We start from the raw sequence: 2,350 nt of genomic DNA on the forward strand, positions 1-2,350 counted from the left end.
CGATGACCGTGCCGTCAACGATGAGATGCTCGTAGCCGGCGACCCTGGCCCGCATCAGCGCTTCACGCAGGTCCGGGGCCTGCCAGGCGAGCACGGCGACTCCCTCGTGCAGGTAGCGGTAGCCCACCGACCGGGACACCCCATGATCGGAGAAGAGCCGCCTGGCCCTGGTGCCGTCACAGAACCAGCGCAGGACCATCACGGCCTGTTCCAACGCGGACAGCGTCCGRGTGCCCTTGCGGGTACCACGACGTTGAMGCYCCGCCACGAGAAGACCCGCCAGACGGAAAACGGTGTGATCGCCGAACGGCAGCTCGGCGGTGTATGTGAAACTCATCGAGGCGTGGGGTTCCTTCGGAGTTGCTCTTTGGTCGGAACAACTTCCTACCGGAGCCCCGCGCCTTCATCGTCTCCACCCCCAGGGACGCTCACACCCAGCGACGCTCACGGAGCGTCACCAAACGTTGCAGGGAAAGGCTCAATCTCAAAGGACAACCGAAGCAGGGGCGCAAAGTTCAGGCCGKTGAGGTCGCCGAAATGCGCCCGCGTGAGCACACTGTCAAAGATCWTAATCTTGTTATGAGCTTTCTCGGGGCCGATTTTAGGCTCCACAGAGCTAAACCACGACCGCGAACCTGGCAGAGTTTTAGGTGGTTCGCCTATTGACGCCCCGCACCCGGCCTACGTCCCGGACGGAACCGCCCGGATAACCCCGGCGATCTTGGCCCACTTGTCGGCGCTCAAGGTGGGGGCGCGCTGGAGCTGGAGGCGCACCCATTCGGCCGCTGTCACCACGTGCTCCGGCCGCTTTATTCGTAAGGGCGGTGGTCGGCTCCGTACTGCATTTCCAGCAGCTGTTGCGCGACGAGCCGCCTCAACCGCCCCTCCTGGCGAAATCGAAACTGACGCATCTCCACGCCGCTGACTTCTTGGGCGGCCTGCCGCGCGCCCGCCGRCGTGAGCCGCGCCGTCTTCGGATGCACMCGGAACAGCAGATGCACCTGGTTGTGCTCAGGCACCGCCTCATCCAGGCTGGCCGCCRCCTCCCGCACCACCGCCAGCACCGCCGTCGCCAACCCAAGGCTGGTGGCGGCATGCACCCGCCCGCGGACGATGCCGAGGCCGGTCAAGGCGGGAAGGTCCCGCAGTAGCGGCTCCAGGTCCAGGGGCGAGGCGGCCGAMCGGACGGGGGCCAGCTCCTTCGTCAGCTGGTCCAGGGGGTCCGGGACAGCGCCCACCCGCGAGGCGTCAGCCATTGGCGCGCTCCAGTCTCAGCGATCTTGGTGCCRCCAGCCAGGGTGGCCGACGGCCTGATGCGATCGWGGCTGCAACACAAACCMCCTGGTTGTGGGCGTCAACCAACCACCAACCGTTTCAGAGCTGGTTGGCTCGCCTGYCAACCACCCGGCCAACCAACCACCTCACTCCCGTCAAGCAGCAGGCCGCGTCTCTCCGGGATACTGAGGTGCTGACATGGGGGAGGGTCGTCGGTYGCCACCAAGCGATGAGGAGGAGGCAGTCCCGTTCGCGGCTCCGCGCACGGGCGGCCTGGCCGTGCCTGCCGCCAATGAGCCGGGGCGGTCGCCCGTCCTCACACCGGCTCAGCGCGTCGGCGCCGCGATGCGACAGGCCCGCGAGGGGCGCGGTTTTTCATTGCGCTATATGGGGGACAAAATAGGGAGGCACCACAGCACGCTGTCGCCGAATGAACTCGGTAATACGATGGCGACCGATAAGACGCTTCAGCTCTACGAGGAAGCCCTGCATCTACCTTCAGGCTCCCTGGTGCAGGTAAAGAAGGAGTCTCTTTCGCGGRGGCAAGACATCACCGGGGAAAAAGTTGGGGAAGCGGCCGATAGCCAACCGCAAACCGGTGCCGAACAAAGCGAGCCTCTGCTGTCGCCAGCTGAAATTGCGTCTGATCGCACCTTGAAAGACTTCGGGCCGTCCAGGGTATATACCGTTCAAGGTGTGCTCCGCAGTTGGCAAGGGCGATTGTTCCTGGCCGCCGCYRCAACCGTCCTCGCATTCTGGGCCGTCGCTCGTTACGCGCCCACATTCTACCCATTGGCTAGCCCGGTTCCAGATGCGAGTGACGCCCAGGCACTTCATTGTTCGTAAGAGTTCGGTGATGGCGTGGGTGGGCGGGCCGAAGGCCCGGCCGGTGTTGCCGGTCGGGTGGTTTTCGGCTTGTGGGTGGGGTTAGGGCTCGGGCCCGTCGGGTGGGCCGTCCTGGGGTGGGTCGGTGCTGGGAGGGCTGCCGGTCTGGGTGGTGGTCTGCCAGGTGAGGAAGGGTTCGAGGGCGGGGCCGGCGGGTGCTTTCCCGCCGGCTGTGGCGCAGGCGTTCAGG

At 65.8% G+C, this 2,350-nt stretch carries 1 protein-coding gene and 1 pseudogene; both read right to left on the reverse strand.

From position 1 onward, the window contains the following. Positions 1-337 (reverse strand): annotated as a pseudogene (locus Manayef4_RS02580) (IS5-like element ISFsp7 family transposase); the annotation flags it as partial. A 472-nt stretch (positions 338-809) separates the two neighbouring features. Continuing rightward, positions 810-1,130: a hypothetical protein gene (locus Manayef4_RS02585; protein WP_175443303.1), complete on the reverse strand. Its 321-nt coding sequence runs from the start codon at positions 1,128-1,130 to the stop codon at positions 810-812. Positions 1,131-2,350: the final 1,220 nt, after the last annotated feature.

The sequence above is a fragment of the Frankia sp. CgMI4 genome, from assembly GCF_001756285.1.
Classification (GTDB): domain Bacteria; phylum Actinomycetota; class Actinomycetes; order Frankiales; family Frankiaceae; genus Frankia; species Frankia casuarinae.